The sequence below is a fragment of the Bacillus sp. V3B genome (assembly GCF_024494465.1).
Lineage (GTDB): Bacteria > Bacillota > Bacilli > Bacillales > Cytobacillaceae > Bacillus_BD.
The window spans coordinates 121,234-147,787 of the sequence record NZ_JAETXM010000003.1 but is presented as its reverse complement, the minus strand read 5'-3'; the positions used below and the strand labels follow the sequence as shown (position 1 = coordinate 147,787).

At 40.1% G+C, this 26,554-nt stretch carries 26 protein-coding genes and 1 pseudogene; all 27 read right to left on the bottom strand.

The features are described from left to right. Positions 1 to 223 precede the first annotated feature (223 nt). The 27 genes and pseudogenes from nuoN to JMM81_RS06425 all read right to left on the bottom strand — a co-directional run bounded on the left by nuoN (position 224) and on the right by JMM81_RS06425 (position 26,516). Positions 224 to 1,738 carry an NADH-quinone oxidoreductase subunit NuoN gene (gene nuoN, locus JMM81_RS06555; protein WP_256240734.1) on the bottom strand — a complete coding sequence of 505 codons (1,515 nt, stop codon included), beginning with the start codon at positions 1,736 to 1,738 and terminating at the stop codon, positions 224 to 226. Positions 1,739 to 1,744: 6 nt separating this feature from the next. Next, entirely contained in the window at positions 1,745 to 3,253 is a 1,509-nt protein-coding gene (locus tag JMM81_RS06550) for an NADH-quinone oxidoreductase subunit M (RefSeq protein WP_256240733.1), read from the bottom strand. After that, a complete protein-coding gene (gene nuoL / locus JMM81_RS06545) occupies positions 3,253 to 5,118 on the bottom strand; it encodes an NADH-quinone oxidoreductase subunit L (protein ID WP_256240732.1) in 1,866 nt (621 codons plus the stop codon). The genes JMM81_RS06550 and nuoL overlap by 1 nt, the downstream gene beginning before the upstream one ends. A 189-nt stretch (positions 5,119 to 5,307) precedes the next feature. After that, positions 5,308 to 5,622: an NADH-quinone oxidoreductase subunit NuoK gene (nuoK, locus tag JMM81_RS06540; RefSeq protein WP_256240731.1), complete on the bottom strand. Its 315-nt coding sequence runs from the start codon at positions 5,620 to 5,622 to the stop codon at positions 5,308 to 5,310. Further along, positions 5,622 to 6,134, bottom strand: coding sequence for an NADH-quinone oxidoreductase subunit J (locus tag JMM81_RS06535; protein ID WP_256240857.1), 513 nt, complete (start codon positions 6,132 to 6,134; stop codon positions 5,622 to 5,624). Before JMM81_RS06535 ends, nuoK begins: the two co-directional genes overlap by 1 nt. Further along, on the bottom strand, positions 6,134 to 6,553 hold the full coding sequence (gene nuoI, locus JMM81_RS06530; RefSeq protein ID WP_256240730.1) for an NADH-quinone oxidoreductase subunit NuoI: 420 nt from the start codon (positions 6,551 to 6,553) through the stop codon (positions 6,134 to 6,136). Before nuoI ends, JMM81_RS06535 begins: the two co-directional genes overlap by 1 nt. Positions 6,554 to 6,673: 120 nt before the next feature. Next, positions 6,674 to 7,681, bottom strand: coding sequence for an NADH-quinone oxidoreductase subunit NuoH (gene nuoH / locus JMM81_RS06525; protein WP_256240729.1), 1,008 nt, complete (start codon positions 7,679 to 7,681; stop codon positions 6,674 to 6,676). Beyond that, positions 7,681 to 8,781: an NADH-quinone oxidoreductase subunit D gene (locus JMM81_RS06520; RefSeq protein ID WP_256240727.1), complete on the bottom strand. Its 1,101-nt coding sequence runs from the start codon at positions 8,779 to 8,781 to the stop codon at positions 7,681 to 7,683. The genes nuoH and JMM81_RS06520 overlap by 1 nt, the downstream gene beginning before the upstream one ends. 3 nt (positions 8,782 to 8,784) lie before the next feature. Continuing rightward, a pseudogene (locus tag JMM81_RS06515) lies at positions 8,785 to 9,495 on the bottom strand (NADH-quinone oxidoreductase subunit C); the annotation flags it as partial. Positions 9,496 to 9,513: 18 nt separating this feature from the next. Continuing rightward, positions 9,514 to 10,026 (bottom strand): NuoB/complex I 20 kDa subunit family protein, encoded by a 513-nt coding sequence (locus JMM81_RS06510; RefSeq protein ID WP_256240726.1) that lies wholly within the window; start codon positions 10,024 to 10,026, stop codon positions 9,514 to 9,516. After that, positions 10,017 to 10,391 (bottom strand): NADH-quinone oxidoreductase subunit A, encoded by a 375-nt coding sequence (locus tag JMM81_RS06505; protein ID WP_256240725.1) that lies wholly within the window; start codon positions 10,389 to 10,391, stop codon positions 10,017 to 10,019. The genes JMM81_RS06510 and JMM81_RS06505 overlap by 10 nt, the downstream gene beginning before the upstream one ends. Positions 10,392 to 10,932: 541 nt before the next feature. After that, positions 10,933 to 11,340: a F0F1 ATP synthase subunit epsilon gene (locus JMM81_RS06500; RefSeq protein ID WP_256240724.1), complete on the bottom strand. Its 408-nt coding sequence runs from the start codon at positions 11,338 to 11,340 to the stop codon at positions 10,933 to 10,935. A 22-nt stretch (positions 11,341 to 11,362) separates the two neighbouring features. Further along, complete coding sequence (atpD, locus tag JMM81_RS06495; protein ID WP_256240723.1) at positions 11,363 to 12,775, bottom strand: F0F1 ATP synthase subunit beta; 1,413 nt, start codon at positions 12,773 to 12,775, stop codon at positions 11,363 to 11,365. Between the two features lie 75 nt (positions 12,776 to 12,850). Continuing rightward, positions 12,851 to 13,708 carry a F0F1 ATP synthase subunit gamma gene (locus tag JMM81_RS06490; protein ID WP_256240722.1) on the bottom strand — a complete coding sequence of 286 codons (858 nt, stop codon included), beginning with the start codon at positions 13,706 to 13,708 and terminating at the stop codon, positions 12,851 to 12,853. A 132-nt stretch (positions 13,709 to 13,840) separates the two neighbouring features. Continuing rightward, positions 13,841 to 15,349 (bottom strand): F0F1 ATP synthase subunit alpha, encoded by a 1,509-nt coding sequence (gene atpA / locus JMM81_RS06485; protein ID WP_256240721.1) that lies wholly within the window; start codon positions 15,347 to 15,349, stop codon positions 13,841 to 13,843. A 23-nt stretch (positions 15,350 to 15,372) separates the two neighbouring features. Next, complete coding sequence (locus tag JMM81_RS06480) at positions 15,373 to 15,909, bottom strand: F0F1 ATP synthase subunit delta (RefSeq protein ID WP_256240720.1); 537 nt, start codon at positions 15,907 to 15,909, stop codon at positions 15,373 to 15,375. Further along, the gene (locus JMM81_RS06475; RefSeq protein ID WP_256240719.1) at positions 15,906 to 16,430 is read right to left on the bottom strand and encodes a F0F1 ATP synthase subunit B; all 525 of its coding nucleotides are present in this window, start codon (positions 16,428 to 16,430) and stop codon (positions 15,906 to 15,908) included. The genes JMM81_RS06480 and JMM81_RS06475 overlap by 4 nt, the downstream gene beginning before the upstream one ends. Before the next feature lie 201 nt (positions 16,431 to 16,631). Next, entirely contained in the window at positions 16,632 to 16,844 is a 213-nt protein-coding gene (atpE, locus tag JMM81_RS06470; protein WP_126408150.1) for a F0F1 ATP synthase subunit C, read from the bottom strand. A gap of 66 nt (positions 16,845 to 16,910) precedes the next feature. Beyond that, positions 16,911 to 17,621, bottom strand: coding sequence for a F0F1 ATP synthase subunit A (gene atpB / locus JMM81_RS06465; RefSeq protein WP_256240718.1), 711 nt, complete (start codon positions 17,619 to 17,621; stop codon positions 16,911 to 16,913). A 23-nt stretch (positions 17,622 to 17,644) separates the two neighbouring features. Continuing rightward, positions 17,645 to 18,019: an ATP synthase subunit I gene (locus JMM81_RS06460; RefSeq protein ID WP_256240717.1), complete on the bottom strand. Its 375-nt coding sequence runs from the start codon at positions 18,017 to 18,019 to the stop codon at positions 17,645 to 17,647. A 531-nt stretch (positions 18,020 to 18,550) separates the two neighbouring features. After that, positions 18,551 to 20,776 carry a S8 family serine peptidase gene (locus JMM81_RS06455; protein WP_305367739.1) on the bottom strand — a complete coding sequence of 742 codons (2,226 nt, stop codon included), beginning with the start codon at positions 20,774 to 20,776 and terminating at the stop codon, positions 18,551 to 18,553. A 334-nt stretch (positions 20,777 to 21,110) separates the two neighbouring features. Continuing rightward, complete coding sequence (gene wecB, locus JMM81_RS06450; RefSeq protein WP_309143474.1) at positions 21,111 to 22,253, bottom strand: non-hydrolyzing UDP-N-acetylglucosamine 2-epimerase; 1,143 nt, start codon at positions 22,251 to 22,253, stop codon at positions 21,111 to 21,113. A gap of 204 nt (positions 22,254 to 22,457) precedes the next feature. Further along, positions 22,458 to 23,087 (bottom strand): uracil phosphoribosyltransferase, encoded by a 630-nt coding sequence (gene upp, locus JMM81_RS06445; protein WP_256240716.1) that lies wholly within the window; start codon positions 23,085 to 23,087, stop codon positions 22,458 to 22,460. A gap of 233 nt (positions 23,088 to 23,320) precedes the next feature. After that, positions 23,321 to 24,562 carry a serine hydroxymethyltransferase gene (locus JMM81_RS06440; protein ID WP_256240715.1) on the bottom strand — a complete coding sequence of 414 codons (1,242 nt, stop codon included), beginning with the start codon at positions 24,560 to 24,562 and terminating at the stop codon, positions 23,321 to 23,323. Between the two features lie 145 nt (positions 24,563 to 24,707). Continuing rightward, the gene (locus JMM81_RS06435; RefSeq protein WP_256240714.1) at positions 24,708 to 25,277 is read right to left on the bottom strand and encodes a TIGR01440 family protein; all 570 of its coding nucleotides are present in this window, start codon (positions 25,275 to 25,277) and stop codon (positions 24,708 to 24,710) included. A 143-nt stretch (positions 25,278 to 25,420) separates the two neighbouring features. After that, complete coding sequence (gene rpiB / locus JMM81_RS06430) at positions 25,421 to 25,861, bottom strand: ribose 5-phosphate isomerase B (protein ID WP_256240713.1); 441 nt, start codon at positions 25,859 to 25,861, stop codon at positions 25,421 to 25,423. A 208-nt stretch (positions 25,862 to 26,069) separates the two neighbouring features. Then, positions 26,070 to 26,516 carry a low molecular weight protein arginine phosphatase gene (locus JMM81_RS06425; RefSeq protein WP_256240712.1) on the bottom strand — a complete coding sequence of 149 codons (447 nt, stop codon included), beginning with the start codon at positions 26,514 to 26,516 and terminating at the stop codon, positions 26,070 to 26,072. Positions 26,517 to 26,554: the final 38 nt, after the last annotated feature.

Here is a 26,554-nt window from a genome sequence, read left to right as displayed (position 1 = left end):
CCCTCCTTTTCCTGAAAAGCTGTTAGTCATTTGATCCATTTCGTTTCTAATAGAAAACAAAGGTGTCCTTCTTATTAAACGAATGAGAGGAGCAAAAGGTTTCAAATGTTACATAATTATGTCAAATATATTTCAAAGAACTTCAAAGAAAGAGCAATGTCTCAGATTCTCTACACTAAAAAAGAAGGAGCAATGTCCTACTCCTTCTTAGTATAGCAATCCTTTACCGTAAAAAGTCCCCAAATTCGTAAAACTGTGCTTGTAAAAAGTCAAATGCGATGTTGGGAAAAATTCCGAGTAAAACCGTAGCTACTGCACAGACCCCAATCACGATGCCCGTCCCTACAGGAATTTTGATCGGATCTTTCACCTTCGCTTTTCGGAAAAACATTTGAACCATAATTCCAAAATAAAATACGTAAGAAATGACTGTCGTCGCAATCATCACCGACACTAGAACATAGTTCGCCTGTTCACGTACCAAGGCTCCTGTAATAATATTTAACTTACCGATAAAGCCGGCCGTACCTGGAATTCCGGCAAGAGATAAGATCATTACAGCCATTGCTACAGCGAGTATCGGAGCTCGGGTGTAAAGTCCCGAAAAATGACTAGAATCCTCTGAATCCGACTTTTCTGTTAACGTTTGAATAATCGCAAAGGCTCCCAAATTCATGAACAAGTAGGCGATTAAATAAAACCATAAGGAATCAAACATGAACAGTGAAAGCGAAGCAATCGCTACCAAAATATAACCCGCATGGGCGATGCTTGAGTAAGCAAAAAGCCGTTTCATATTCTTCTGTTGTAACGCAACAACATTCCCGACCACCATTGTCACACCTGCGATAAAGGCGATCGTATCCTCCATCGTTAATAAAATAGAGGTTGAGTTCGGCCCATCTGTCACAGCGTTGGCAAAAATGGACAGCATGACTCGAACAAGAAGGACAAAGCCCGCTATTTTCGAAACGACGCTTAAAAAGGCGGTAACAGGTGTTGGTGCACCTTCGTACACATCAGGTGCCCACATATGGAATGGAGCAGCGGCAATTTTAAACGATAAACCAACGAAAATCATAAGAAAACTAATAACAAGTAAATAAACCGATTGAGAATCATTTAGGGCCAGTAGTATTTCACGCATCGCAGCGATATTGGTCGTACCGGTTAAACCGTATACATAGCTCACCCCAAATAATGTGATCGCTGTTGAGATGCTGCCGTTCACCACATATTTCATTGCGGCCTCATTGGATCTACGATTTTCCTTCCGTAAACCAGCTAAAATATAGGAAGAAAGGGATAGAAGCTCAAGCCCTACGTATAACGTAATCAAGTCCCCACTTGACGTCACGATCATGGCTCCTAAAAGAGCCGTCAAAAACAGATAGAAAAACTCACTTCTATATTCTGTCAAACCTTCCTTCGGTTCATAGCTGATCGCAAGTAGCATCACCAGCGCCGCACCAACGAGTAAAATCAATTTAAATGCTTTGGCAAAGCTATCAAGCCTAAAAGTATCGAATAAAATAGTTGTTACAGGATAATCAAGCAATCCGATTAACGACACAATCGCAGCCAAAATACCCGCAAAACCAATCCAACCAAGGATTTTTCTTTTTAGACCTTTTGGCATAAATAAATCAAGTAACGTCATAACGGTTGCGACCCCAAGGATGATGAACTCCGGCATCATGATTCCCCATTCAAACGATAACAATGTTTCAAGATCCATCCTTCATCACCCTCCTATCCTAAGCATCATCAGATCAATCGTTGCTTGTAACGGTTCACCTAGTACCTGAGGATATACACCAATCAAAACGATTAACCCTGTTAATACAAGTGCTGGAATATATTCAACCTTACGAAGGTCGCTCACTCCAGTCCACTCAGGTTTTGCTTTTCCATACGTAATCCCAAGTACCTTTGTAAGAATATACACAGCCGTCATAATAATTCCCATTGTCCCGACTGCAGCGAGCACCGGCATTTCTTCAAACAAACCAAGGAAAGCCATAAACTCACTAATGAAACCTGACATTCCTGGTAATCCGAGCATTGCCATGGCTGCGACCAAGAAGAACCCTGACGTAACAGGCATGACCTTTGCCATTCCACCAAGCTCTGGAATCTTGGTTGTTGCGGTTCGTTCGTAAAGCACCCCCACAAGGAAGAAAAACAAAGCGGAAATTAATCCGTGTGATACGACTTGAAACATCGCTCCTTGTATGCCTGCTTCATTTAAGGAACCTAACCCCATCAACACAATTCCCATATGTGAAATCGAGGAATACGCAAGCACCATCTTGAAATCTTTCTGGTTTAACGCAAGATAGGCGCCGTACAATAAATTAATGACCCCAAGAAAGGCTAGAAAAGGTGCAAAGTCTTGAAAAGGTTCAGGGAAAATACCTAGTCCAAAGCGGATTAACCCATAGGCACCAATTTTTAATAGGATTCCTGAGTGAAGCATAACAATGGCTGGCGGAGCCTCGACGTGAACTCGTACCATCCATCTATGCAATGGAAAAGTTGGTAGCTTAATCCCAAAGGCAATAAACAAGGCGATAAACAGTCCATACTTCAGCTGCTCAGAAATCCCTGATACAAGATCTGGATGATCGCTTGTCATAATCGCTTGTAATGCTTCAATATTGGATGTTCCTGTTCGAGCAAACAAGACGATGATAACAATGAGAAGGATCGCTGAACCTAAGCCATTATAAATTAAGAAACTATATGCTGCTTTCTCCCTTTCCAGATACCCCCATTTTCCAATTAAGAAAAAGGTAGAAACGAGTGTCAGTTCAAAGAAAAGGAAAAACAAAATCAAGTTTTCAGCTGCAAATACTCCAAGCATTCCGATCTCAAGAAGCAAAAACAGGATGAAATAGCCTTTCCATTCTTGCTTGATCTGAATCGAAGCAATGGAAGCAAGTGTAGCAATGATCGCCGTCAACACGATCATCAAGAGTGATAAACCATCGACACCCAATTCATATTGAATCGAAAATAAATCTCCGTATTGAATCGGGTTTTTAAAGGAAATCCAGTTAAGCTGCTCATCCCATTTTGTCAAACTAGCACCTGAACGATATTGGAAAAAGGCGCTTAATGAAAGGACAAGAGCAGGTAATGTCGCAAATAATCCGATCCCTTTCAGCCAATACTCCTTCGTTTTTGGCATACATAGTAAGACCAATATTCCTAAAAGAGGGGAGAAAACTAAGATAGATAGTAGATTCATTATAAATACCCCCCTGTTAAGGCATAAATGACAACAAGTAAGGCTAAACCAACAAAGGCAACCATTCCATACATCTGTATTTGCCCATTTTGCAGTGTTGATCCTAGTTTGGCTAAACCTTTTACCGTAATGGTAATCATTTTGGCCGTTCCTTCCACAAGGAACCATTCAATAAACTGAAGAAAGAGGATGAACACCCTTGTCACATATACGACCGTATACTGATAAAACTCGTCAATATAGTACTTATTGTATAAAACGTTATAGGCGAGTGGCATTTTGCTTGATAGCCAGTCACGTGATAACGATCGTTTTCCGTACATAAGCCAGGCGAGATAAATACCGAGCAAGGAAAGAACCGTCACGACAATCATGATCCAAACAGGACCTTCAACATGGCCAGATCCTAATGAACTCGTGCCTTCTGTCAACCAATCTCCCAAAAATGTTCCAAACCATGGTGTTTGCATATAGCCTGCTACAACGGCTAACACAGCCAACACGATCATCGGTAACATCATAATGGACGGTGATTCATGAACATCCTTCACTTCTCCTCTTGTCTCTCCTGTAAAAATCATGAAGAATAAGCGGAACATATAGAAGGCGGTTAAGAAAGCCGTGATCACTGCTAATGTGAATAGTACAGGATGTCCGGCATTCCAAGTACTAATGAGGATTTCCTCTTTACTAAAAAATCCTGAAAGCAGTGGAACCCCGCTTATCGCCATTGTCCCGATTAAAAAGAGAAGACTTGTCATCGGTAATTTCTTCCGCAGTCCGCCCAATTTCTCGATATCCTGCATCTGAACGGCATGGATGACGCTTCCTGCCGCTAAGAATAAGAGTGCTTTAAAGAAGGCATGTGTCGTTAAATGGAAGACTCCTGCGACATAACCAGCAGACCCAAGGGCAAGCATCATGTAACCAAGCTGGCTTACCGTTGAATAGGCCAACACTCGTTTAATATCTGTTTGAACAAGCGCAATACTAGCTGCAAAAATCGCCGTAATCGCCCCGACAATGGCAATGGTCAGAAGCGCTGTTTCACTTGCTGCAAAGAGCGGAAATAATGAAGCGACTAAATAAACACCCGCTGCCACCATTGTTGCGGCATGAATCAATGCTGATACAGGTGTGGGACCTTCCATCGCATCAGGTAGCCATGTGTGAAGTGGAAATTGACCTGATTTCCCCATTGCCCCAATAAAAATCAGAATCGCAATTAAAGTAATCATTCCCCCCGAAATCACACCTTGATCAACAGCCTGAAAAATTTCGTCGTATTCAAAGCTACCGACTTGCCAGAATAATAGAAGGATCCCAATGAATAAGCCAACATCACCAATTCGAGTCATAATGAAGGCTTTTTTTGCGGCCTGTTTGGCCTCTTCATGGTAAAAATAAAACCCAATTAATAAGAAGGAACCGACTCCAACTAGTTCCCAGAAAATATAGGTTTGCAATAAATTCGGCGAGAGTACAAGACCAAGCATCGCGAAGGTGAATAAGCCTAAATAGGCATAGTACACCGAAAATCGGTCTTCTCCTTTCATATAGCCTGCCGAATACGTATGTACAAGAAAGCTGACAAGCGATACGATAACTAACATTAATGCGTTTAATTGATTGACTTCAAATCCGGCGGTTAATTCTATTTCTCCTATGTTCAACCAAACGGCTTCCGCCTTATAGGTTGGAGCCGTAAGTCGCTCAACTAACACAATTAATGAATAGACAAGAGAAGCCAATGTTAAGAAAATAGCAATCTTGAAACTTGCCTCTTTTAACCGCTTCCCGAAAACGATTAGAACGAGAAACGATAATAGCGGAAATAGCGGTATGATCCATGCGCTCTCCATCAATTTTTGACCCCCCTTTTTGAACGTGGTCTGAGGTGTTAACCTAAGTTAATCTATATTTGACCTTTTATAAAATGATGAAGCTTCCTACTTTTACAGCTATCGTAAATAGCCTAATAGGATATTTAATGGTTTCTATTATTCATATCAAACCTTTTCTCACATAGTTGAATCTTTCGTATTTCATCACACTCAATGCTTCATCGTATCCATTTCGTCTATATTGACTGTTTTACGATTACGATATAAGGCGATCAAAATCGCTAATCCAATAGCAGCTTCTGCGGCTGCTACCGCCATCCCAAACAGGGCAAATATTTGACCATCAATCGATGGCGCTATCCCCAATTTACTAAAAGCCACAAAATTAATATTCACTGCATTTAACATTAACTCAATCGAGATTAACACAATCACCATATTTCGCTTTGTTAAGGCACCGTACAAGCCAATGCAAAATAGGATTAAGGCGAGAGCAAGATAGGCAGAAATCGGAACGGAATTCATTATTTATCTACCTCCTCTTCTTCATCCTTTTTCGCTAGTATAATCGCTCCAATCAAGGCCACTAACAGGATCACCGATGTTAATTCAAAGGGAATGATATATTTTGCATAAAGGGCCATCCCGATTTGTTCTGTATTGTTCTCATGAAGCGTTTGTGCCATTTGTGGAAAATCAAGGTTGTAAATTCCTACATAAACAACTGCAGCAAACCCTGCAACACCGAGGAAAAGAATGAGTCTTTTTCCCCAACCGTCTCGCTTCTCTTCGCTATCATCGTGACGCGTTAACATGATGCCAAAAAGCATGATAATGGTGATGGCACCTGAATAGATGAGAATTTGGACAATGGCGAGAAATTCGGCAGACAAAAGAATATAAATTCCTGCGATACTAATAAAAGTTGCGACTAAGGCCAAGACCATGTGAATGACCTTCGTCAAATTTAATAAGAGTACACCGCCTGTTACCGCGATTAAGGCCAGTAATAAGAAGGCGATAAATTCTCCAGACATCATGGCTTATTCACCTGCCGAATATTCTCATCATTTTCATCCAGCCATTCGAGATTTTTGAAAAGATCGTCACGACTATAGGTTGCTAATTCAAAGTTATTGGTCATGATAATCGCCTCAGTCGGACAAACCTCTGTACATAAATCACATAAGATACAAATTTCGAAGTTAATATCATAGGTGTCGATCACTTTTCCTTTTTTTGCCGGATCGGGATGTTTTTTCCCAATCAATTGAATGCAGTCTGTTGGACAAATATTAGCACATTGGTTACAGACGATACACTTTTCCGGATAAAATTTTTGTATCCCACGAAATCGATCTGGAAGTGGTAGCGGCTCATCTGGGTATTTATAAGTTACTTTTTCTCGTGCCAGATTTTTCAGCGTATATTTTAAACCTTTCAGTAATCCAAGCATCTTATCACCTCTTGATTTCCTCATTTACAATCCAGGAAAAACAGTAAAGTTCTATTCCTCTAAATCATTCACAATGGATTTCTTCTTTTACACATTCGTTCGACTAGAAACGGTTCGCTCTTACAAAAAGTTGAATAACTCTTTCAGGATGGCCGTTAAGAAAATATTGGCTAAGGAAACAGGTAACAGGACCTTCCAACCGAACTCCATTAATTGATCGGCACGAACACGTGGAAAGGTAGCACGCATCCAAAGTAAAACAAACACAACAACGCTAAACTTCAAGGAGAACCATACCGCACCTGGAATAAAGCCAAGGAAAGGTAATGGCATCCAACCACCTAAGAACAACACCGTAATTAAAGCAGACATCGCAAACATATACACATATTCGGTAAGCATGAAGAAGGCAAATCGAAAGCCGGAGTATTCGACATAATAGCCTGCTACTAACTCAGATTCTGATTCCGGAAGGTCAAATGGGATCCTGTTCAATTCAGCAACCGCCGCGATAAAGAAGACGATAAAAGCGATTGGCTGAAGGACAATAAACCAAACCTTTTCCTGTGCTAGGACAATATCGTTCAAATTCAAACTTCCTGTTAATAAAATGACTCCCACTACTGACATGACAAGGGGGATCTCGTATGAAATCATTTGTGCTGCGCCCCGCATGGCTCCAAGCAGAGCATATTTATTATTGGATGCCCAGCCTGCTGTCACAATTGCTAACGTTGTCAAACCTGAAATTGCGATATAGTACAGCAGTCCAACGCTAATGTCTGCAAATTGAAAGTGCTCCGTAAAGGGAATAACAGCCAGTACCATAAAGGCTGGAGCAAAAGCCAGGATCGGTGCCAGAATAAATAATGGACGATCCGCAAGTTTTGGGATCGTGTCTTCCTTTAGTAAAAGCTTCAGTACATCGGTTACCGTCTGTAATAGCCCCCATGAGCCTCCTACCTGATCTGGACCTTTGCGAAGCTGGATAAATCCTAGTACTTTTCGTTCGGCCAAAATGACATAGGTCACAAACCCTAGTACGACAAAAAGAAAGAGGACAGCCAATAAAAAGAAGTACCCAAAATGAAGAAGACTTGGGCTCGCATGTAAAAGATCATTGATCATTATCCATCGACCTCCCCGAGGACAATATCAATAGCCCCCAAAATGACGATTAAGTTTGATATATTCTCACCTACTAATAGTTTAGGGAGAATCTGAAGGTTATAGAATGATGGCCGCCTAAATTTCAGTCGATACGGTTCTTTTTTTCCATCGCTCGCAATATAGCAACCTATTTCTCCCCTCGGAGACTCAATTCGGACGTATGCTTCCCCTTTTGGTGCCTTAATGATTTTTGGCACTTTGGCTAGGATCGGTCCGTCGTTTGGAGTTTGTTCCACTGCTTGTTCCAAGATTTTCAATGACTCTTCGATTTCAGCAAATCGAACTTGATAGCGGGCCCAGGCATCACCACTTTTTTGAACAGGAATATCAAAATCGAAACGATTATAAATCGAATAGGGTTCATTTTTACGTAAATCCCATTTGACTCCCGTGCAGCGAAGGTTGGCTCCACTTAATGAATATTCGAGAGCTTCTTCTTTTGTGTAGGTTCCAACATCTTTTACCCGGCTAAGAAAAATTTCATTTCCTGTTACGAGTTCATGGTAGCCTTCGAGCTGTTCTCTCATATAAGGAACGAATTCTTTTACTTTTTCGACCCAGCCTTCAGGGGCATCCCATTTGACTCCTCCAACACGCATATAGTTGAAGGTTAGCCGTCCACCCGAAATTTCATTTAAGAGATTAATGATCATTTCGCGGTCACGGAAAGCATAGAGGAATGGGCTTGTCGCTCCAAGGTCTAATAAAAAGGTTCCCCACCAGACGAGGTGGCTGGCAATGCGCCCTAGCTCCATTGTGATGATACGTAAATATTCCGCTCGCTCAGGTATTTCTGTGTCCATCATTGTTTCTACTGCATGACAAAGGACATAATTGTTTGTCATGGCCGCCAGATAATCCATTCGGTCTGTATACGGAATGATTTGTGTATACTGAAGATTTTCGGCTAATTTTTCGGTTCCACGATGTAAATAACCAATGACCGGTTTCGCTTCTCGAATGATTTCTCCATCGATTTTTAACACAATTCGGAATACTCCGTGTGTACTTGGATGTTGAGGTCCAACGTTTAATAGCATTTCCTCTGTCCTTAACATCGCCTATACCTCCACATCATAAGGTTCATAATCTTTTCTGAGAGGGTGACCAATCCAATCATCCCCCAGCATAATCCGATAGAGGCTCGGGTGCCCACTAAACCTAATTCCTAATAAGTCGTATGCTTCACATTCGGGCCAATTTGCTCCAGCCCAAAGTGGCGCAAGGGAGTCAATTTCAGGTTGATCCCGATCTATTTTCACTTTAATGGCAAGGGACTGTTGGTTTATATAGGAGTATAGATGTACGTATACTTCCATATGTGTTTCAAAGTCCGTACCATGTAGTTCTGATAGGTAATCAAATTGGAGTTGCTCATTGTATTTGAGAAATTGAGCTACTTTATAGTAAGCTTTCCTTTTGATGACAAGAGTCGGTACGTCTTTTGAAAGACTATTAATATAGTAGTCTTCTATTACTTCTCGCCCTATATGTTCTTCGATGACTTTCATATATTTGTCTAAGTATGGTTGATTGACAGATGGTTTTTGTTCTTTGGCTTCTGGTTCAGCGGCTTTTCCACTTGCTGCCGTCGCTTTGGCCTTTGCTGCTGCGGCGGCCTTTGCTTTTGCTGCTGCTGCTGCTTTTTGTTTCGCTAGGTCATCGGACGGGGCCGATTCTCCTTCAGCCTTTTCGGCTGCTTTCTTTTTCGCTAATGCGGCGGCTTTTGCCTTCGCTGCTGCTGCCGCTTTTTGTTTCGCTAGGTCTGTATCCTTTTCATCGCTCATTTGTTACATCACCCTCTTCCCGGTTTTTGCTTCATAACGGATTTTCTCTCTCAATTTATTTACTCCATAAATAAGCGCGGCCGGATTTGGTGGGCAACCAGGTATGTATACATCAACAGGGACAATTTGATCGACCCCTTTTACTACTGAATATGATTTCACATAGGGACCACCTGCTGTTGCACAAGATCCCATCGCAATGACCCATTTCGGTTCAGGCATTTGATCGTACAAACGGCGTACAATAGGTGCCATTTTTTTCGTTACCGTTCCAGAAACAATCATGACATCAGAGTGCCGTGGTGAGGTCCGAAAAATCGTACCAAAGCGGTCGAAGTCATAGTGTGCTCCACCAACCCCCATCATTTCAATCGCACAACAGGCAAGACCAAAAGTCATTGGCCATAGGGAATTGCTTCGTGCCCAGCCTTTGATTTGCTCGAGTGTTGCTACAAATACGTTGCGTCTCAATTCTTCCATTTCCTCTGGGGAAATATTCTCTACCTTTAACTCCATTTCAACACCTTCTTTTTCCATGCGTATATGAGTCCAATGATCAGCATGACAACAAAGATCAACATTTCGATTAGGGCGAAGATTCCGAGTTTTTCGTATGCAACAGCCCAAGGATATAAAAATACTGTTTCAACATCAAAAATAACAAACATGAGGGCGAAAATATAATAGCGAATATGAAATTGTACCCGTGAATCACTAAATGGCTCAATTCCACTTTCATAGGTTGTATATTTTGTATCGTAAGGCTTATGTGGTCTCAATAATTTTCCCAGAAATAATGCCACAATTGGTAGCAATACCCCTAGACATAGAAATATAAATACAATCAAGTAGTTATTCTGATATAAATTCATTAAATCCATGTCTCATCCCCCTTTGTTATCTGAAAATTTTATATAAGTAAAATTTTGTAATCGATATCATTATAGCACTGTTATATTTTGCTGTCGACCAAGCTATCTTGTATTATTAGATTACTTTAACAAAGCCTTATAAAAGGAGAATTTTTTGATACACGAGGGGGTCACCAGAAGCCATTCCCTCTTATTAAACGGTATTCAAAAATTTTGTTTTCATACCCTTATGTTCACTTTCTATATGAATAGCGTATGAAAAAATGAGGTTCGTTGAAGATGTATGAGCTACTCTTTCAATTTATGAATCATCTTCTCCTCCATTGAAGACCCTTTTCGATAGAAATAAACAAAACCCTTCTTTTTTTCAGTGAATTTTATTAAATTAGGAGTTTATTTTGATATTTCCCGGGAAAATAGTCGAAATTAAGCGGAATATCTGCATATCCTAAAAGAATATTTATGGTTTTCGATAGGCTATCCCTATTTTTCTCCAAAATAAAAAGCACCCTACTTCGTCATTTCAACAAAGTGAGGTGCTCTTCTTCTATTAAAAGTCTTTATTTGAAACAGTGATACGGTTGATGGCACGTCTTAGTGCTAATTCAGCTCTTCTGAGATCAATATTATCTTTCTTTTGCTCTTGAAGGCGTTGCTCTGCACGTTCCTTCGCTTTCAAAGCACGTTCTTTATCAATCTCGTCAGATGTTTCAGCAGCTTGTGCTAAAATCGTTACTTGGTCCGGGCGAACCTCTAACATTCCGCCAGTTACCGCTACGAAATCCGTTTTACCCCCATTTTTCAGACGAACAGCTCCGATTTTTAATGGGGCAACCATTGGGATATGGCCAGGTAGAATTCCAAGCTCACCGCTTTGAGCCTTCGTACTAATCATCTCTACATCTGACTCATAAACCGGGCCATCGGGAGTAACAACATTGACTTTAACCGTCTTCATTTTTTACCCTCCTGGTCCGAAATTATACCTCTACACCCATGCTTTTCGCTTTTTCAATAACATCTTCAATTCTACCAACAAGACGGAAAGCATCTTCTGGAAGATGATCATATTTACCGTCAAGAATTTCCTTGAAGCCTTTAACCGTTTCTTTAACCGGAACATAAGATCCAGGTTGTCCAGTAAACTGTTCAGCTACGTGGAAGTTTTGTGATAAGAAGTTCTGAATACGACGTGCACGTGCTACAGTAAGCTTATCCTCATCAGAAAGCTCATCCATACCTAGCATGGCAATGATATCTTGAAGTTCTCTGTACTTCTGTAATGTTTGTTGTACTTGACGAGAAACCTCATAATGCTCTTCTCCAACAATCTCCGGTGCTAATGCACGAGATGTTGAAGCCAGTGGATCCACCGCAGGGTAAATACCCATTTCAGATAATTTACGCTCAAGGTTTGTTGTTGCATCTAAGTGAGCGAAAGTTGTTGCCGGAGCCGGATCTGTATAGTCATCGGCTGGAACATAAATTGCTTGAATAGAAGTAACAGAACCTTTGTTAGTTGATGTAATCCGTTCTTGTAATCTACCCATTTCCGTTGCAAGAGTTGGTTGGTAACCAACGGCAGATGGCATACGGCCAAGTAACGCGGAAACCTCTGAACCTGCTTGTGTGAAACGGAAAATGTTATCGATAAAGAATAACACGTCTTGTCCTTGTTCATCACGGAAATATTCCGCCATTGTCAAACCAGTTAGTGCAACACGCATACGTGCTCCAGGTGGCTCGTTCATCTGACCGAATACCATCGCTGTTTTCTTGATAACGCCAGAGTCTGACATTTCATAGTAAAGGTCATTCCCTTCACGAGTACGCTCACCAACACCAGCGAACACAGAAATACCACCATGCTCTTGGGCGATATTATTAATCAATTCTTGGATAAGGACGGTTTTACCTACTCCCGCACCACCAAATAGACCAATTTTTCCACCTTTAATATATGGAGCAAGAAGGTCTACGACTTTAATTCCTGTTTCAAGGATTTCTACTTCTGTTGATAACTGTTCAAAAGTTGGGGCTTCTCTATGAATGGAGTCATGGCGAATCCCTTCAGGAAGTGCTGCATCGAGGTCGATTGATTCTCCTAATACATTAAATACACGACCAAGTGTTACATCACCTACAGGAACAGAAATCGGTGCACCTGTATCGATCACTTCAACACCACGAGTTAGTCCGTCAGATGAAGACATCGCAATCGTACGAACTGCATCATCACCTAAATGAAGGGCAACTTCAAGTGTTAAGTTGATCTCAACATTATTTTCGCTACTTGCGATTACCAATGCGTTATTGATCTGTGGAAGCTGACCGCTTTCAAACTTAACGTCAACAACTGGACCCATAACTTGAATAACGCGTCCTTTGTTCATCTTTTTCCCTCCTACCGTTCTATTAAAACTTGAGGCATAGAGATTTTGATTATCTCTAAAGCCTCCTTTATTTTCTTATTCGAGAGCGGCAGCTCCGCCTACGATTTCTGTTATTTCTTGTGTAATAGCAGCTTGACGTGCTCGGTTGTAACTCAAACTTAACGAATTAATAATATCATTTGCGTTATCCGTAGCACTCTTCATTGCTGTCATTCGAGCAGCATGTTCACTTGCTTTACTTTCTAAAACAGCTCCATAAATCAAGCTTTCAGCATATTGAGGCAGCAATACTTCCAATATTTCTTCAGCAGATGGTTCGAACTCGTAAGAAGTCAGTTTTGTAGAAGACCCCATATCTGAAAATGGAAGCAGCTTTTTCTCGGTCACATCATACTTAATCGCATTGACGTAATGACTGTAATAAACATAAAGCTCATCAAATGTCCCATCGGAAAACATGCTAACTGCTTTATTCGTAAAATCCTTTATATCAGAAAAGGAAGGTTGGTCATGAAGGCCAATAATATCTAGAATGACATTCATTCCTCTTTTAGCAAAAAAGTCTCGACCTACACGACCAAGTGCAATAATCGCATATTCATCATTTGATTGATGACGCTTTTGAATCGTTTGGTTCACTTGGCGTAGTACGTTACTGTTATAGGAGCCTGCTAGTCCACGATCTCCTGTAATAACAATGTAGCCAGTCTTCTTTACTGGTCGAGATTTTAACATAGGGTGATTTGCATCCCCAGAGCTAAGTGCTACAGAGGTTGTAACTTCCTGAATCTTTTCCATATAAGGTACAAAAGATTTAGCATTTAGTTCGGCACGGCTCATTTTTGCTGCCGAAACCATTTGCATCGCTTTTGTAATTTTACCCATATTTTTCGTTGAATTAATTCTTTGTTTTATGTCGCGTAAAGATGCCACAGAATCTCACCACCCTTGATCAACCTTTATCAGGTTGCATTTCTTATCATAGTGTCAGAAAGTATAACTTTCCTGAACTTAGATAACTGTCCAGCTCCAGGCACCTGGAGCTTTTCGTATAACGAATTACTTTTATTCTGAAACCGCGAAAGTCTTTTTAAACTCGTTAATCGCAGCTGCGAAGTCATCGTCAGAAGGTAGTTCTTTCGTTGTTACAATATGATCTAACAATTCTTTATGGTTAGTATCTAACCAAGCAAAATAGTCAGATTCAAAACGACGGATGTCACGAACTGGAATATCATCTAAGAAACCGCGAGTTAAGGCATAAAGAATCGCCACTTGCTTTTCTACTTTTATTGGTTTGTTCAAATCTTGCTTCAGTACTTCAACCGTACGAGCACCACGGTCTAACTTTGCTTTTGTAGACGCATCAAGGTCTGATCCGAATTGAGCAAACGACTCAAGCTCACGGAATGATGCAAGGTCAAGACGAAGTGTTCCAGCAACCTTCTTCATCGCCTTAATTTGCGCAGATCCACCAACACGGGATACCGATAAACCAGCATTGATCGCTGGACGCACACCAGAGAAGAATAAGTCTGATTGCAAGAAGATTTGTCCATCCGTAATCGAAATTACGTTTGTTGGGATATATGCAGAAACGTCCCCTGCTTGTGTTTCAATAAACGGAAGCGCTGTGATTGAACCAGCACCTTTAGCATCACTTAATTTTGCTGCACGTTCTAATAGACGGGAGTGCAAGTAGAATACATCCCCTGGATAGGCTTCACGACCTGGAGGACGACGAAGTAGTAATGATAATTCACGGTAAGCAGATGCTTGTTTTGTTAAATCATCATACACAATTAAAACGTGTTTGCCGTTATACATGAATTCTTCACCCATGGAAACGCCGGCATATGGAGCTAAGTATAACATTGGAGCTGGTTGTGATGCAGATGCAGTGACAACGATTGTATAATCTAATGCTCCAAATTTACGTAATGTTTCTACTGCGCCACGTACAGTTGATTCTTTTTGTCCGATCGCAACATAGATACAGACCATGTCTTGATCTTTTTGATTGATAATCGTATCGATCGCAACAGATGTTTTACCTGTTTGACGGTCACCGATAATTAATTCACGTTGACCACGTCCAATCGGCACAAGAGCATCAATGGCTTTAATACCTGTTTGTAATGGTTCATGAACGGATTTACGATCCATAACACCTGATGCTGGATTTTCAATCGGACGAGTTTTTGTTGTGTTAATAGGACCTAACCCATCAACAGGTTGTCCAAGTGGATTTACAACACGACCAATCAGTTCATCACCGACTGGAACTTCCATAATACGACCTGTACGACGAACTTCATCGCCTTCACGGATATCTGTATATGGTCCTAAAATAATAATACCAACGTTATTTTCTTCCAGGTTTTGAGCTAAACCCATAACGCCATTTGAAAATTCAAGGAGTTCTCCAGCCATGGCATTATCGAGACCATGAGCACGAGCGATACCATCACCAATTGAGATAACCGTACCTACATCACTCACTTTAATTTCCGATTGATAATTTTCAATCTGCTTTTTTATCAGCGCACTGATTTCTTCAGCTTTGATGCTCATGAATTTCACCCCTATCTACGAACTTAACTTAACAATTGACGTTCCATACGCTCGAGTTTGCCTTGGAGGCTACCATCATAAATGCGGTTTCCGATACGGAGTTTAATTCCGCCGAGCAAATTGGAATCGACTATATTTTCAATACGAAGAGATTTTTTTCCTGTTTTAGCGGCAAATACGGAAGAAATAGCTTGACTCTCCTCATCTGTTAACGGACGCACAGAAGTCACTTTTGCATCAGCAATTCCTCTTTCAATATTAGCCAATTCAATAAATTGATCTGCCACATGAACAATTTGATCTTCTCTGTGGCGTTCAACTAGTAGTATAAGTGTATTTTGCAAGTATGGATTGACGGTTGAAAAAGCCTGCTTAATAAGCTTCTTTTTCTCCCCCATTATAATTTTTTGAGATTTTAATACTGCGTCTAACTCTTTATTTTCGCTTACTACTTCTCTCACTACACGAATCTCATCTTCCAATTGATTAAGAAGCTTTTGTTCTTTCGCAAGTTGGAAAAGAGCGAATGCGTAGCGATTAGCAACTGCAGAAACACTCATCGCTTTTCTCCTACCTCTTGAATATAATCGTTAATTAGCTTCTGTTGGTCTTTCTCATTTAATTCTTTTTCAATCACTTTAGAAGCAATCAACACAGATAGTGAAGATACTTGTTCGCGAATAGCCGTAACAGCTTTTTCTTTTTGCTGCTCAATTTCAACCTTCGCATTTTCTTTTAAGCGTACTGCTTCAGAACGTGCAGTCGTAATAATTTCTTCACGCTGTACATCGCCTTGCTTTTTCGCATTCTCAACTAATTCTTGAGCCTCTGTACGAGCTTGTTTTAAAAGGTTACGTTGTTCTTCTAATAATTGAGCCGCTTCTTTACGACTTTTCTCAGCACTTTCGATTTCGCTAGCGATTAATTCTTCACGTTGTTTCATGATGCCCATTAATGGACCCCAAGCGAATTTTTTCACCAACCACATTAAGATAATGAACATCAAAAGTTGGAATACAACGTCTCCACTGTTAAATCCACTATGTGCGGCTGCACCTAATACTAGACTATTTGTTAACACCCTCGATTCACTCCCTTCAAGAGTCTGCCACTGCATATGAGTAACGAAGTTCTTCTATGGAAATTTCGAATTATAAACAATAAAAAAATAGAACCTTATAAAGTAATGCTTTCTTTCAATGATTGTTTCCAATCTGTGAATAAAGGAAAGGCGAAGGTACATGTATATATCTTCGCCATTTCTAACGACCTTTAACAGTTATTAACCACCAATAACCATGAACGCGATAACAACCGCGATAATAGGAATCGCTTCAACTAACGCAACCCCGATAAACATTGTTGTTTGAAGCATACCTCTTGCTTCTGGTTGACGGGCAATCCCCTCAACTGTACGAGATACGATAAGACCATTACCAATACCAGCACCTAGTGCCGCTAAACCAATTGCTATTGCTGCTGCTATAACACCCATTATAAATTTCCTCCTTTAATGTGTATAAAAAGTAAATTGTTTTTGTCCATAATGAACAAGGTATATTTAATGGTCTGAATTCACTTTATGTGATAGATAAACCATTGTTAACATGGTAAAAATAAATGCCTGGATGGCACCAATAAAGACTGAAAATCCTTGCCATACAAGTGTTGGAAGAATCGCTGCGATATGACCCCAAAATCCTGTTGCCAAACCACCTGCTAAAAGCCCAAGCAAGATTTCTCCTGCAAAAATATTACCGTAAAGACGAAGACCTAACGTTAATGTATTTGCAAATTCTTCAATGATCTTAATTGGAAACATAAACCAAAATGGTTTGAAGAATTCTTTCCCGTATGCTCCAACGCCTCTAAGTTTGACGCCATAATAATGTGAAAGTCCAACAACCATGGCAGCTAAACTTAGTGTAACAGCAGGGTCAGCTGTTGGTGATTTCCACCATAGTACTCCATCATATGTTACGGCAAATGGAAGCCCTAACATATTAGAAACAAAGACATACATCATAATGGTGATTCCTAGTACATGGAATCGGCCGCCTTCTTTCCAATCCATGTTACTATTAACAATACCCTTGACAAAGTCCATAACCCATTCCATAAAGTTTTGCATTCCGGATGGATACATAGCCAATTGTCTAGTAGAAACGGCTGCAATGATAAATACAATTAAACTTGCAACTGTAATCATCAACACATTCGATAAATTAAAATTCAACCCTAGAAACTCATACATAGGAGCTTCATGATTCATCAGTTTTCACCTCTCTTCCCCCGCTATTTATGTAAATGAAAAAGTTGAAAAAAACTATCTATCATAATGACAATATAGGATGTCATTAATCCAATAACCACACTTATAAGATGGAAATACTCGGGATATTCTAAAGAAAGCATCACTGCAAAGATTGCTGCCGCTATTCTGGATAAAAATCCTAGCGATCGCATTTTCCCGCCCTTTTCCACCACATCTCCAAATTGATCTGTTTTTCTAACTAACAGCCATAAATTAAAAAGGCTTAGGCTTGTACCAAGTATAAGTCCTAAAAAAATTGATTGATAAGATGTGAAACCCCAACCAATTGCATAAACAGCTAACAAATTAACTATGTATTTACGTGATCGGATAAAGATCATGTTATATTCCGACATACCTGTATATTCTCCTATGCTGAATTGTTGGGTCGTATGAATGTGCCCCTCACCTCATTATGGCTAATCATGAACAATCATGGTTTCGCTTTATTAAGATGACCGAATGCTAGAGAATAGCAGACATGATTTGAAATGGTAATATTTTCACATAGGAAGACATTCCTTTAACCTTCAAAATGCTCCATTGTAAACATAAAAATATTGTTACCTCAAAACACTATTTTTATTATAATCAAAAATCGCATTATTTTACAAGCACTTATAACGATTAAAGCATCGTTAGCTTAATTGAATGAAAATAATATAGCGGACTGGAGGAATATATAATAGTATTTTATTGAACTGAAAGAGGTGGTTCATTTGCTCTTGGAAGCCCTCCCATTTTACCCTTTGTAAGCATACAATAGCCATTTATCTATGTCAATGTGTTAACACGCAATTTTTTTTCAATTTTGACTTCGTTCACACTTTTTTCACATTTTTCGCTATATTAACCATCGTTAACTTATTTATTATTGTCGTATTTTGTCATTTTCTACTTGTTTCGATTTGAAGATACGTTTCAATCCAGTCTTCTTGTCCCGCTTTTCTAGCAAATACCTTTGCTACATACAATCCGTCCGTTGGAAGCTTATCCTCAGATATCTCTTGTTGAATGAGGCCTTTATCTATATTTCTTTTCCAATCTATAAATTGTATGAATTGATACGTATCGACATCAAAGAGGGCAATTCCAAACTCATCTGCCCCTCCCGGTAGATACACTTCATAGCGAAAGGTTCCTTTTTCATCCCCAGCTCCAAAGTCAAACCCCATGACTCGTGGATAATCTGGTTCTTCTAACACAAATAAATACGGAACTTGAATGTTTTTTCCATCACTACGAATCGTTAGCATGCCATCTTGTATTTTCTTCTTAAAGATTTTTGGGTCAGCCGACATACTTATTGTAACATCTCTTTTTTCTCCTGCCCTTAGTAAAGAAGACATTGGTATATCCCAATTTATTCCTGGTTCCTGTTTTGGATTCTCAAACGTGAGTTTCTTTGTTTTTGAAGTTGTATTTTCAACTGTTACAATCGCTTCATGTTCATGGATACGATCTGAAAACTGAAACTTGCCAAACTGTAAAGAAGCTGGGTACACCAACACTTCTGCTTCAATTGACTCCTTTAATTGTATTCTTCCAGCTCCTTGCTCATATGTTTTGTAGTATTTTCCTTCTTTGTTGCGAAGGGGCTTCGCATAGTTCATAAGAGCCGCTTTGATTTTTTCCGGACCCCATTCTGGATGTGCTTGTTTAATTAGCGCACACGCACCTGCCACATGGGGGGATGACATACTTGTACCTTGAAGTGAAAGATATCCTCTTGGAACGGTGCTCGTGATCGCTACACCTGGTGCAAGGATGTCGGGCTTGATTTCCCAAGTGGATGTAACAGGTCCTCTTGAACTAAAGTCAGCGAGAATATCTTTTTCTTCTATTATTAGAGTCTTTACCTGTGTAACTCCTTTGTCTATTTTCTTTTTCAGTTTTTCTCCTTCTTTTTTTGTCATACTCATGACAGGAATGGTGCTCGTTTGATCAAGGTTTCCTCTAAAGGGTCCACTTGTATTATTATAAATGATTACGGCTATTGCACCTGCGCTCTTTGCGTTATTTACTTTTTCTGAAAAAGTAAGTTCGCCTCGTTCAATTAAGGCAATTTTCCCCTGAACGTTTTTTAGTTGCTCCACTTTTCCAATACCACCGTTCTTCAGTTCGTACGTTCGATCTAAATCCCATTCGACTGAGCCTTGTAAAGGTTCTAATCGAATCCTTTCACCACCTATTTCAATATAAGGGATTTTCATCGTTGGGGTCGAGGCACCTACTGAAATGGCTTTAGAAGCCGTTCCAGGTGTACCAACGGTCCAGATGTTTGGCCCAGAATTTCCAGATGATGTGACAGCTGTGATCCCATGGTCAACCGCATTATTGAGCGCTACACTTAACGGCAAATCAGGTCCGTTCACATTATTTCCAAGTGATAAATTTAGTATATCTACCTTGTCGTCGATGGCTTGATCGATTGCTTCAATCACCTGCTCTGTTGTGCCTGCTCCTCCTGGACCTAGGGCACGGTAAGCTAAAATGGTGGCTTCTGGTGCTACTCCTTTCATGCGACCATTCGCCGCGATAACACCAGCCACATGGGTCCCATGTAGAGTATTCACGCCGTTTACATCATTTGTCTCCATTGGGTCGCCATCCCCATCGACGACATCATATCCACCTCCATAACTTTTTCGTAAATCCTCGTGACGATAATCGATGCCTGTATCAATTACCCCTATTTTGATGCCTTTCCCTGTTAAACGTCTGTTTTGTTTGTCAAATATTCCTCTTACTTGTTCACCGCCAATAATTTTGATGTTATCCCCTTGCTGATAGGTGGTAGCGGAAACTTTATAATGGTTCACGACTGATAGTTTTGAAATCGGCTCTTCTTTTGCTAGCTGTTCCAGACTTTTTTGAGATCCTATGGCCGAGAAACCGTTTAACGCATATTTAAAAGTTTTCCGTAGTTGAATATGGGGATATTTTTGCAGTAGATGGAGGATTTCATCTTCTGTAAGTTCTTGGTTGATCATAAAAATAGCGATTTGTTCTGAATATTGATCCAATGCTGGTAGCGGAGGTATGTTAGAAGATGGTCTTGCCGTGACTGCTTGTGTAGTAAAAAGGAAAAATAACAATAACATTATGCTCATTTTTTTCACAGATAGCCCTCCTTTTTTTATAGGATTTGCTTATGAAGGAGTTTGTATGCGGTAGAGGGGGACCCCGATAAAAAAACGACCTATTTAAACATTTCTCTTATTCCTTTCATTAATTTTTCCTTTAGAGCTTTATGAAGGACTTTTTTTCTTGAGACCCTATCTGATTTTGCCCTTTAAAGCCTTTTTAGATGAAAAAAGCTGAATGTAACCAATAAAAATGCACATGAGAGTTCATATATGAACTCTCATGTGCATTGCTTTGATATGTAATTGTTTGCACTTTTGATGTGAACCCGTTACAAATGCAGCTGGTTTTTCAACTAACCTACTTGTATTCGTCCGGACGTTGATCGGTTTGATTAAAATGAAAGCGGATGGCTTCACAAATTCGACGGGAGGCCTCTCCATCTCCGTATGGGTTTGCGGCTTTAGTCATTCTTTCATATTCATTCGAATTGGTCAGTAATTCTTTTGCTAGTGAATAAATCGTTTCTTCTTCGATTCCAGCGAGTTTTAATGTACCTGCTTCGATTCCCTCTGGTCTTTCCGTTGTATCTCGCAGGACGAGGACTGGAACACCGAGAGATGGCGCTTCTTCTTGCACACCGCCTGAATCCGTTAAGATGAGATGGGCTCTGCTAGCGAAGTTATGAAAATCAATAACATCAAGCGGCTCGATTAATTGAATACGCGAGTCATTTCCGAGAATTTCATCGGCTACTTCTCTTACCGCTGGATTCATATGGACTGGATAAACAACTTTAATATCACTATGTTCTTCAACAATCCGTTTAATCGCACGGAACATATTTCTCATCGGTTCACCTAAGTTTTCACGACGATGGGCCGTTAGTAGAATTAACCGGTCGTCTCCAACCGAATCTAGAACTTCATGACTATATTCTTCTTTAACGGTTGTTTTCAAGGCATCAATGGCTGTATTTCCAGTAATGAAAATACGGTCTTTTTGTTTATTTTCCTGAATGAGATTATCAGCTGACTTTGAAGTTGGTGAAAAATGCAGATCCGCTATCACACCTGTTAGTTGGCGATTCATCTCCTCTGGAAACGGCGAATATTTATTCCATGTTCGAAGACCTGCTTCTACATGACCGACAGTAATTTGATTATAGAAGGCTGCAAGACTAGCTACAAAGGTTGTCGATGTATCACCATGAACTAACACGATATCTGGTTTTACTTCTTTCATGACTTTATCCAGTCCTTCAAGTGCACGTGTGGTCACACCGATTAAGGTTTGTCGATCCTTCATAATATTTAAGTCATAGTCAGGAACAATCTCAAAAATGCTTAATACTTGATCAAGCATTTGTCGGTGTTGAGCCGTTACGGTTACGATGGATTCAAAATGCTCAGGGTGTTTTTGCAATTCGAGTACGAGCGGAGCCATTTTGATTGCTTCTGGTCTTGTCCCAAAAATGGTCATCACTTTTATTGGGCGATTCACTAATAACACCCTCTCTTTATCTTATTAAAAATTGGCTGACGTCAACATTCCTCCGTCAAGCCACTTCCGCTTTTCGTTTATCCAGCTCCTGTGGCTAGGGACTCGAGGTCTTAAGCTGTTTCGGATGTGAAGGTTAAAAAACAACCTTCCCCCCGAACCATCTTAAGCATGTCGTCCCTGGGCGAGCCACTTCCGCTTTTCGTTTTACTTCGTGCCAAATAAGCGGTCACCGGCGTCGCCTAGACCTGGAATGATATAGCCGTGATCATTTAATTTCTCATCAAGAGCAGCGATATAAATATCGACATCAGGATGAGCTTCTTTTAATGCTTCTACGCCTTCTGGAGCAGCAATCAAGCACATGAACTTAATGCTTTTCCCACCGCGACTCTTTAACGAGTTAATCGCTGCAATCGCAGACCCTCCTGTCGCAAGCATTGGATCTACCACAATGAAGTCTCTTTCTTCTACATCGCTTGGAAGTTTCACATAATATTCAACGGGTGTTAATGTCTCTGGATCGCGATATAAACCGACATGCCCTACTTTTGCCGCCGGAATTAATTTTAGAACCCCATCAACCATACCGATTCCTGCACGCAAGATCGGAACAATCCCGATTTTCTTACCAGAAAGCACTTTTGACTTTGTTACGGTTACCGGTGTTTCAATTTCAATTTCTTCTAAAGACATGTCACGAGTAATTTCGAAAGCCATCAAAGTAGCCACTTCGTCAACCAATTCTCTGAATTCCTTTGTCCCTGTATTCTTTTGTCGAATATATGTAAGTTTATGCTGAATAAGTGGATGATCAAAAACAAATACTTTTGCCACTAGAATCGCTCCTTTATGAAGGCTATCTAATTTGTAAAATCATAGCCTATTTTCACTTCGTCTCATTTTACAGAAAAAAAACGCTAAGAGCAACTCGATCGGTAAAGTGTAAAAATGAAGAAAAGTGGAGACGCCGTGATCAGCTGCGAAATGCTTAAGGCGTGACTTCTTCATCTACAAGTAAAAGGTCCGATCAAAAAAGAAGCTGACCCATGAGGCCAGCATTCTATTTATTAATACTCTGGATACAAAGAGAACTTGCTTGTTAGATCTTCAACACGTTGTGCTGCTTCTTTTAACTTCGCTTCATCCTCATGATTTTTCAAAGTAAAACCAATAATGGATGCAATTTCGTTCATTTCTTCCGCTCCGAAGCCGCGAGAAGTAACAGCCGCCGTTCCGATACGAACACCACTTGTGACAAATGGTTTTTCTGGATCATAAGGAATCGTATTTTTATTTACCGTGATGCCCACTTCATCAAGCACTTTCTCAGCTACTTTACCTGTTAAACCAAGAGAGCGAACATCCACTAATAATAGATGATTGTCTGTTCCGCCAGAAACAAGTTCTAATCCTTCTTTTTGTAATCCTTCTGCTAATTGTTTTGCATTTGCGATGATATTCTTCGCATATTCTTTAAAGCTATCTTCTTGAACTTCACCAAGAGCCACTGCTTTTGCTGCAATTACATGCATCAATGGGCCACCTTGAATTCCAGGGAAAATAGACTTGTCAATTTTCTTTGCAAACTCTTCTTTACATAGGATCATACCACCACGTGGACCACGTAATGTTTTATGCGTAGTCGTTGTCACGAAATCAGCATAAGGAACTGGATTTTGATGTTGACCAGCTGCAACAAGACCAGCGATATGGGCCATATCAACCATTAAATAAGCTCCTACTTCATCAGCGATTTCACGGAACTTTTTGAAGTCAATCTCACGAGGATAGGCACTTGCACCAGCAACGATCAATTTTGGTTTATGTTCACGTGCTTTCTCTAATACATCCTCGTAATTAATACGCTGACCTTCTTTATCCACACCATAATCAACAAAATTGTATTGAACGCCACTAAAGTTTACTGGGCTACCATGCGTTAAGTGACCACCATGAGAAAGGTTCATTCCTAAAACAGTGTCACCTGGCTCTAAAATCGTAAAATAAACAGCCATATTCGCTTGAGCACCAGAGTGAGGTTGTACATTGACGTGCTCAGCACCAAAGATTTCCTTCGCGCGATCACGAGCAATATCTTCAACGATATCTACATATTCGCAGCCACCATAATAGCGCTTTGCTGGATATCCTTCAGCATATTTATTGGTTAAAACGGAACCTTGTGCTTCCATAACGGCTTCGCTCACAAAGTTTTCCGATGCAATGAGTTCGATTTTTGAACGTTGACGACCAAGCTCTTGTTGTATCGCTTGGTAAACTTTCCCATCCTGCTGAGCTACGTGTTTCATTAATATCCTCCTCTTTCAATCCCGAAAAAATTTATACTTATTAAAAATAATCACTATTTCAATCTTAACACGTTTTACAAGAACAATGAATAAACATTCTTAAAAAAACTGTTAATTCTACTTTTTTCGACTTATTTCACTTGTCCTAATAGCAAGATTGATTGAATTTTGTCACTTCATACACTGCCCGCTCGCCACCAATTAGTTTCGACCGCACTTTAGCCATTGTCACATGAGCCTTTCCAATCGAATGGGTAGACGTACGAATCGGAACAGCTACATGTTTTAAGTGCATCCCAATCAAGGTGTCACCAATATCAATCCCTGCGTCTGCTTTAATAAATTCCACCACAACAGGATCGACCATATGTTCAAAAGCATAGGTAGCCATCGCACCACCTGCTTTACGGACAGGCACTACCGATACGATTTCCAGAAAATATTTTTCAGCTGTTTCTCTTTCCACTACTAATGCTCGATTTAAATGTTCACAGCATTGAAAAGCAAGAGCCACACCATAATCCTTATGAAATTTCTGCAGCTCTGTAAACAGAACTTCGGCTACCTCACTGGTACCAGATGTTCCAATTTTCCCACCACACACTTCACTTGTACTACAGCCTATGACAAGAACATGCTGCTTTCCTAATCCTGCTTGCTGCCCAAACTCAGTAAGAATTTGGGCTGTTTGTTCTTTAATGGTGTTTGTATTCATTTAAACATCTCCCTTTAGTCTTACAGATGTTTATCATGGTTACTCGTAGAATGGAATCTTTACCATTCATACAATTAAAATATGTACATCATTGTTTCTCATAGACTCTTGTATATTTTCTCGTAAACCTTTCAAGCTTATCCCTATTTACTTTCATACTCCGTTATTTTTCCAACTCGGTTTGCGTGACGTCCGCCTTCAAATTCACTTGTTAACCATATTTGCGCAATTTCTCGTGCGAGACCCGGTCCAATGACACGCTCTCCCATAGCAAGAATATTGCTATCATTATGTTCACGCGTTACTTTAGCGGTGAAACAATCATGTACAAGGGCACAACGGATTCCCTGTACTTTATTGGCTGCGATACTCATGCCAATGCCTGTCCCACAAATCAAGATTCCTCTATCAAATTCGCCACTTGCTACCTTTTCCGCTACTGGTAAAGCATAATCAGGATAGTCTACAGACTCGCCACATTCACAGCCAAAGTCTTGATATTCCATTCCTAATTCATCCATTAGTTTTTTGATTTCTTCACGAATGTTCACGCCGCCATGATCTGATGCAATTGCTATTTTCATAAAATAACCCCCCATTATTGAGTATCATTTGACCTTATCTTTATATTGCCATATTCACAGCGAATAAAAAAGACTTCTTCATTCTTCTAAAAAAATAATAATCAGTGTCCCATAAAAAACACAGACATCTGTACGATATCTGCGCTTACATACTATTCTTATATCTTAAATCTTGCAATCGTACGTTTTAACTTTTCAGCTTGTTCTTTTATGTATTTTCCTTTAATCTTTCCACTATTTTTTCAATAGCCTCCTTGATTTCAGAAAAAGCGGCTCGATACATGTCTTCTGATCCACCGAATGGATCGGCAATATCTTGATTCCCATTTAATTGGGCAAATTCCTTTAGTGTAAACGTTTTAAGGTGAGCGTTTGGAAATCTGTTCATGACTGCTGATTTATGTCCTAGTGTCATGGTTAAGATATAATCAGCCCCCTCTACCAGCTTGTCCGTTAACATCGAAGATTGATGATCATGAGGGATCGCTTGCTTATCCAGTACCTTTTTCGCATTCGTTGAAGCGGCACTCCCATTTTCAGCATAGATTCCTGCAGAACAAACCTCAATTCCTGGAAGCTCCATACTTTTGAGTAATGCTTCCGCCATCGGACTTCTACACGTATTGCCCGTACAAACAAATAAAACACGAGTCATTTAAAACATCTCCCTTTATTTCATTATATGATAATTTA

What these genes read in the sequence shown, in the direction of transcription:
- nuoN (WP_256240734.1), bottom strand. Translation starts at nt 1,738, where the DNA reads ATGGATCTTGAAACATTGTTATCGTTTGAATGGGGAATCATGATGCCG.
- JMM81_RS06550 (WP_256240733.1), bottom strand. Translation starts at nt 3,253, where the DNA reads ATGAATCTACTATCTATCTTAGTTTTCTCCCCTCTTTTAGGAATATTG.
- nuoK (WP_256240731.1), bottom strand. Translation starts at nt 5,622, where the DNA reads ATGAATTCCGTTCCGATTTCTGCCTATCTTGCTCTCGCCTTAATCCTA.
- JMM81_RS06535 (WP_256240857.1), bottom strand. Translation starts at nt 6,134, where the DNA reads ATGTCTGGAGAATTTATCGCCTTCTTATTACTGGCCTTAATCGCGGTA.
- nuoI (WP_256240730.1), bottom strand. Translation starts at nt 6,553, where the DNA reads ATGCTTGGATTACTGAAAGGTTTAAAATATACGCTGAAAAATCTGGCA.
- nuoH (WP_256240729.1), bottom strand. Translation starts at nt 7,681, where the DNA reads ATGATCAATGATCTTTTACATGCGAGCCCAAGTCTTCTTCATTTTGGG.
- JMM81_RS06520 (WP_256240727.1), bottom strand. Translation starts at nt 8,781, where the DNA reads ATGTTAAGGACAGAGGAAATGCTATTAAACGTTGGACCTCAACATCCA.
- JMM81_RS06510 (WP_256240726.1), bottom strand. Translation starts at nt 10,026, where the DNA reads ATGGAGTTAAAGGTAGAGAATATTTCCCCAGAGGAAATGGAAGAATTG.
- JMM81_RS06505 (WP_256240725.1), bottom strand. Translation starts at nt 10,391, where the DNA reads ATGGATTTAATGAATTTATATCAGAATAACTACTTGATTGTATTTATA.
- JMM81_RS06500 (WP_256240724.1), bottom strand. Translation starts at nt 11,340, where the DNA reads ATGAAGACGGTTAAAGTCAATGTTGTTACTCCCGATGGCCCGGTTTAT.
- atpD (WP_256240723.1), bottom strand. Translation starts at nt 12,775, where the DNA reads ATGAACAAAGGACGCGTTATTCAAGTTATGGGTCCAGTTGTTGACGTT.
- atpA (WP_256240721.1), bottom strand. Translation starts at nt 15,349, where the DNA reads ATGAGCATCAAAGCTGAAGAAATCAGTGCGCTGATAAAAAAGCAGATT.
- JMM81_RS06480 (WP_256240720.1), bottom strand. Translation starts at nt 15,909, where the DNA reads ATGAGTGTTTCTGCAGTTGCTAATCGCTACGCATTCGCTCTTTTCCAA.
- atpE (WP_126408150.1), bottom strand. Translation starts at nt 16,844, where the DNA reads ATGGGTGTTATAGCAGCAGCAATAGCAATTGGTTTAGCGGCACTAGGT.
- atpB (WP_256240718.1), bottom strand. Translation starts at nt 17,621, where the DNA reads ATGAATCATGAAGCTCCTATGTATGAGTTTCTAGGGTTGAATTTTAAT.
- JMM81_RS06460 (WP_256240717.1), bottom strand. Translation starts at nt 18,019, where the DNA reads ATGTCGGAATATAACATGATCTTTATCCGATCACGTAAATACATAGTT.
- JMM81_RS06455 (WP_305367739.1), bottom strand. Translation starts at nt 20,776, where the DNA reads ATGAGCATAATGTTATTGTTATTTTTCCTTTTTACTACACAAGCAGTC.
- JMM81_RS06440 (WP_256240715.1), bottom strand. Translation starts at nt 24,562, where the DNA reads ATGAAACACGTAGCTCAGCAGGATGGGAAAGTTTACCAAGCGATACAA.
- JMM81_RS06435 (WP_256240714.1), bottom strand. Translation starts at nt 25,277, where the DNA reads ATGAATACAAACACCATTAAAGAACAAACAGCCCAAATTCTTACTGAG.
- rpiB (WP_256240713.1), bottom strand. Translation starts at nt 25,861, where the DNA reads ATGAAAATAGCAATTGCATCAGATCATGGCGGCGTGAACATTCGTGAA.
- JMM81_RS06425 (WP_256240712.1), bottom strand. Translation starts at nt 26,516, where the DNA reads ATGACTCGTGTTTTATTTGTTTGTACGGGCAATACGTGTAGAAGTCCG.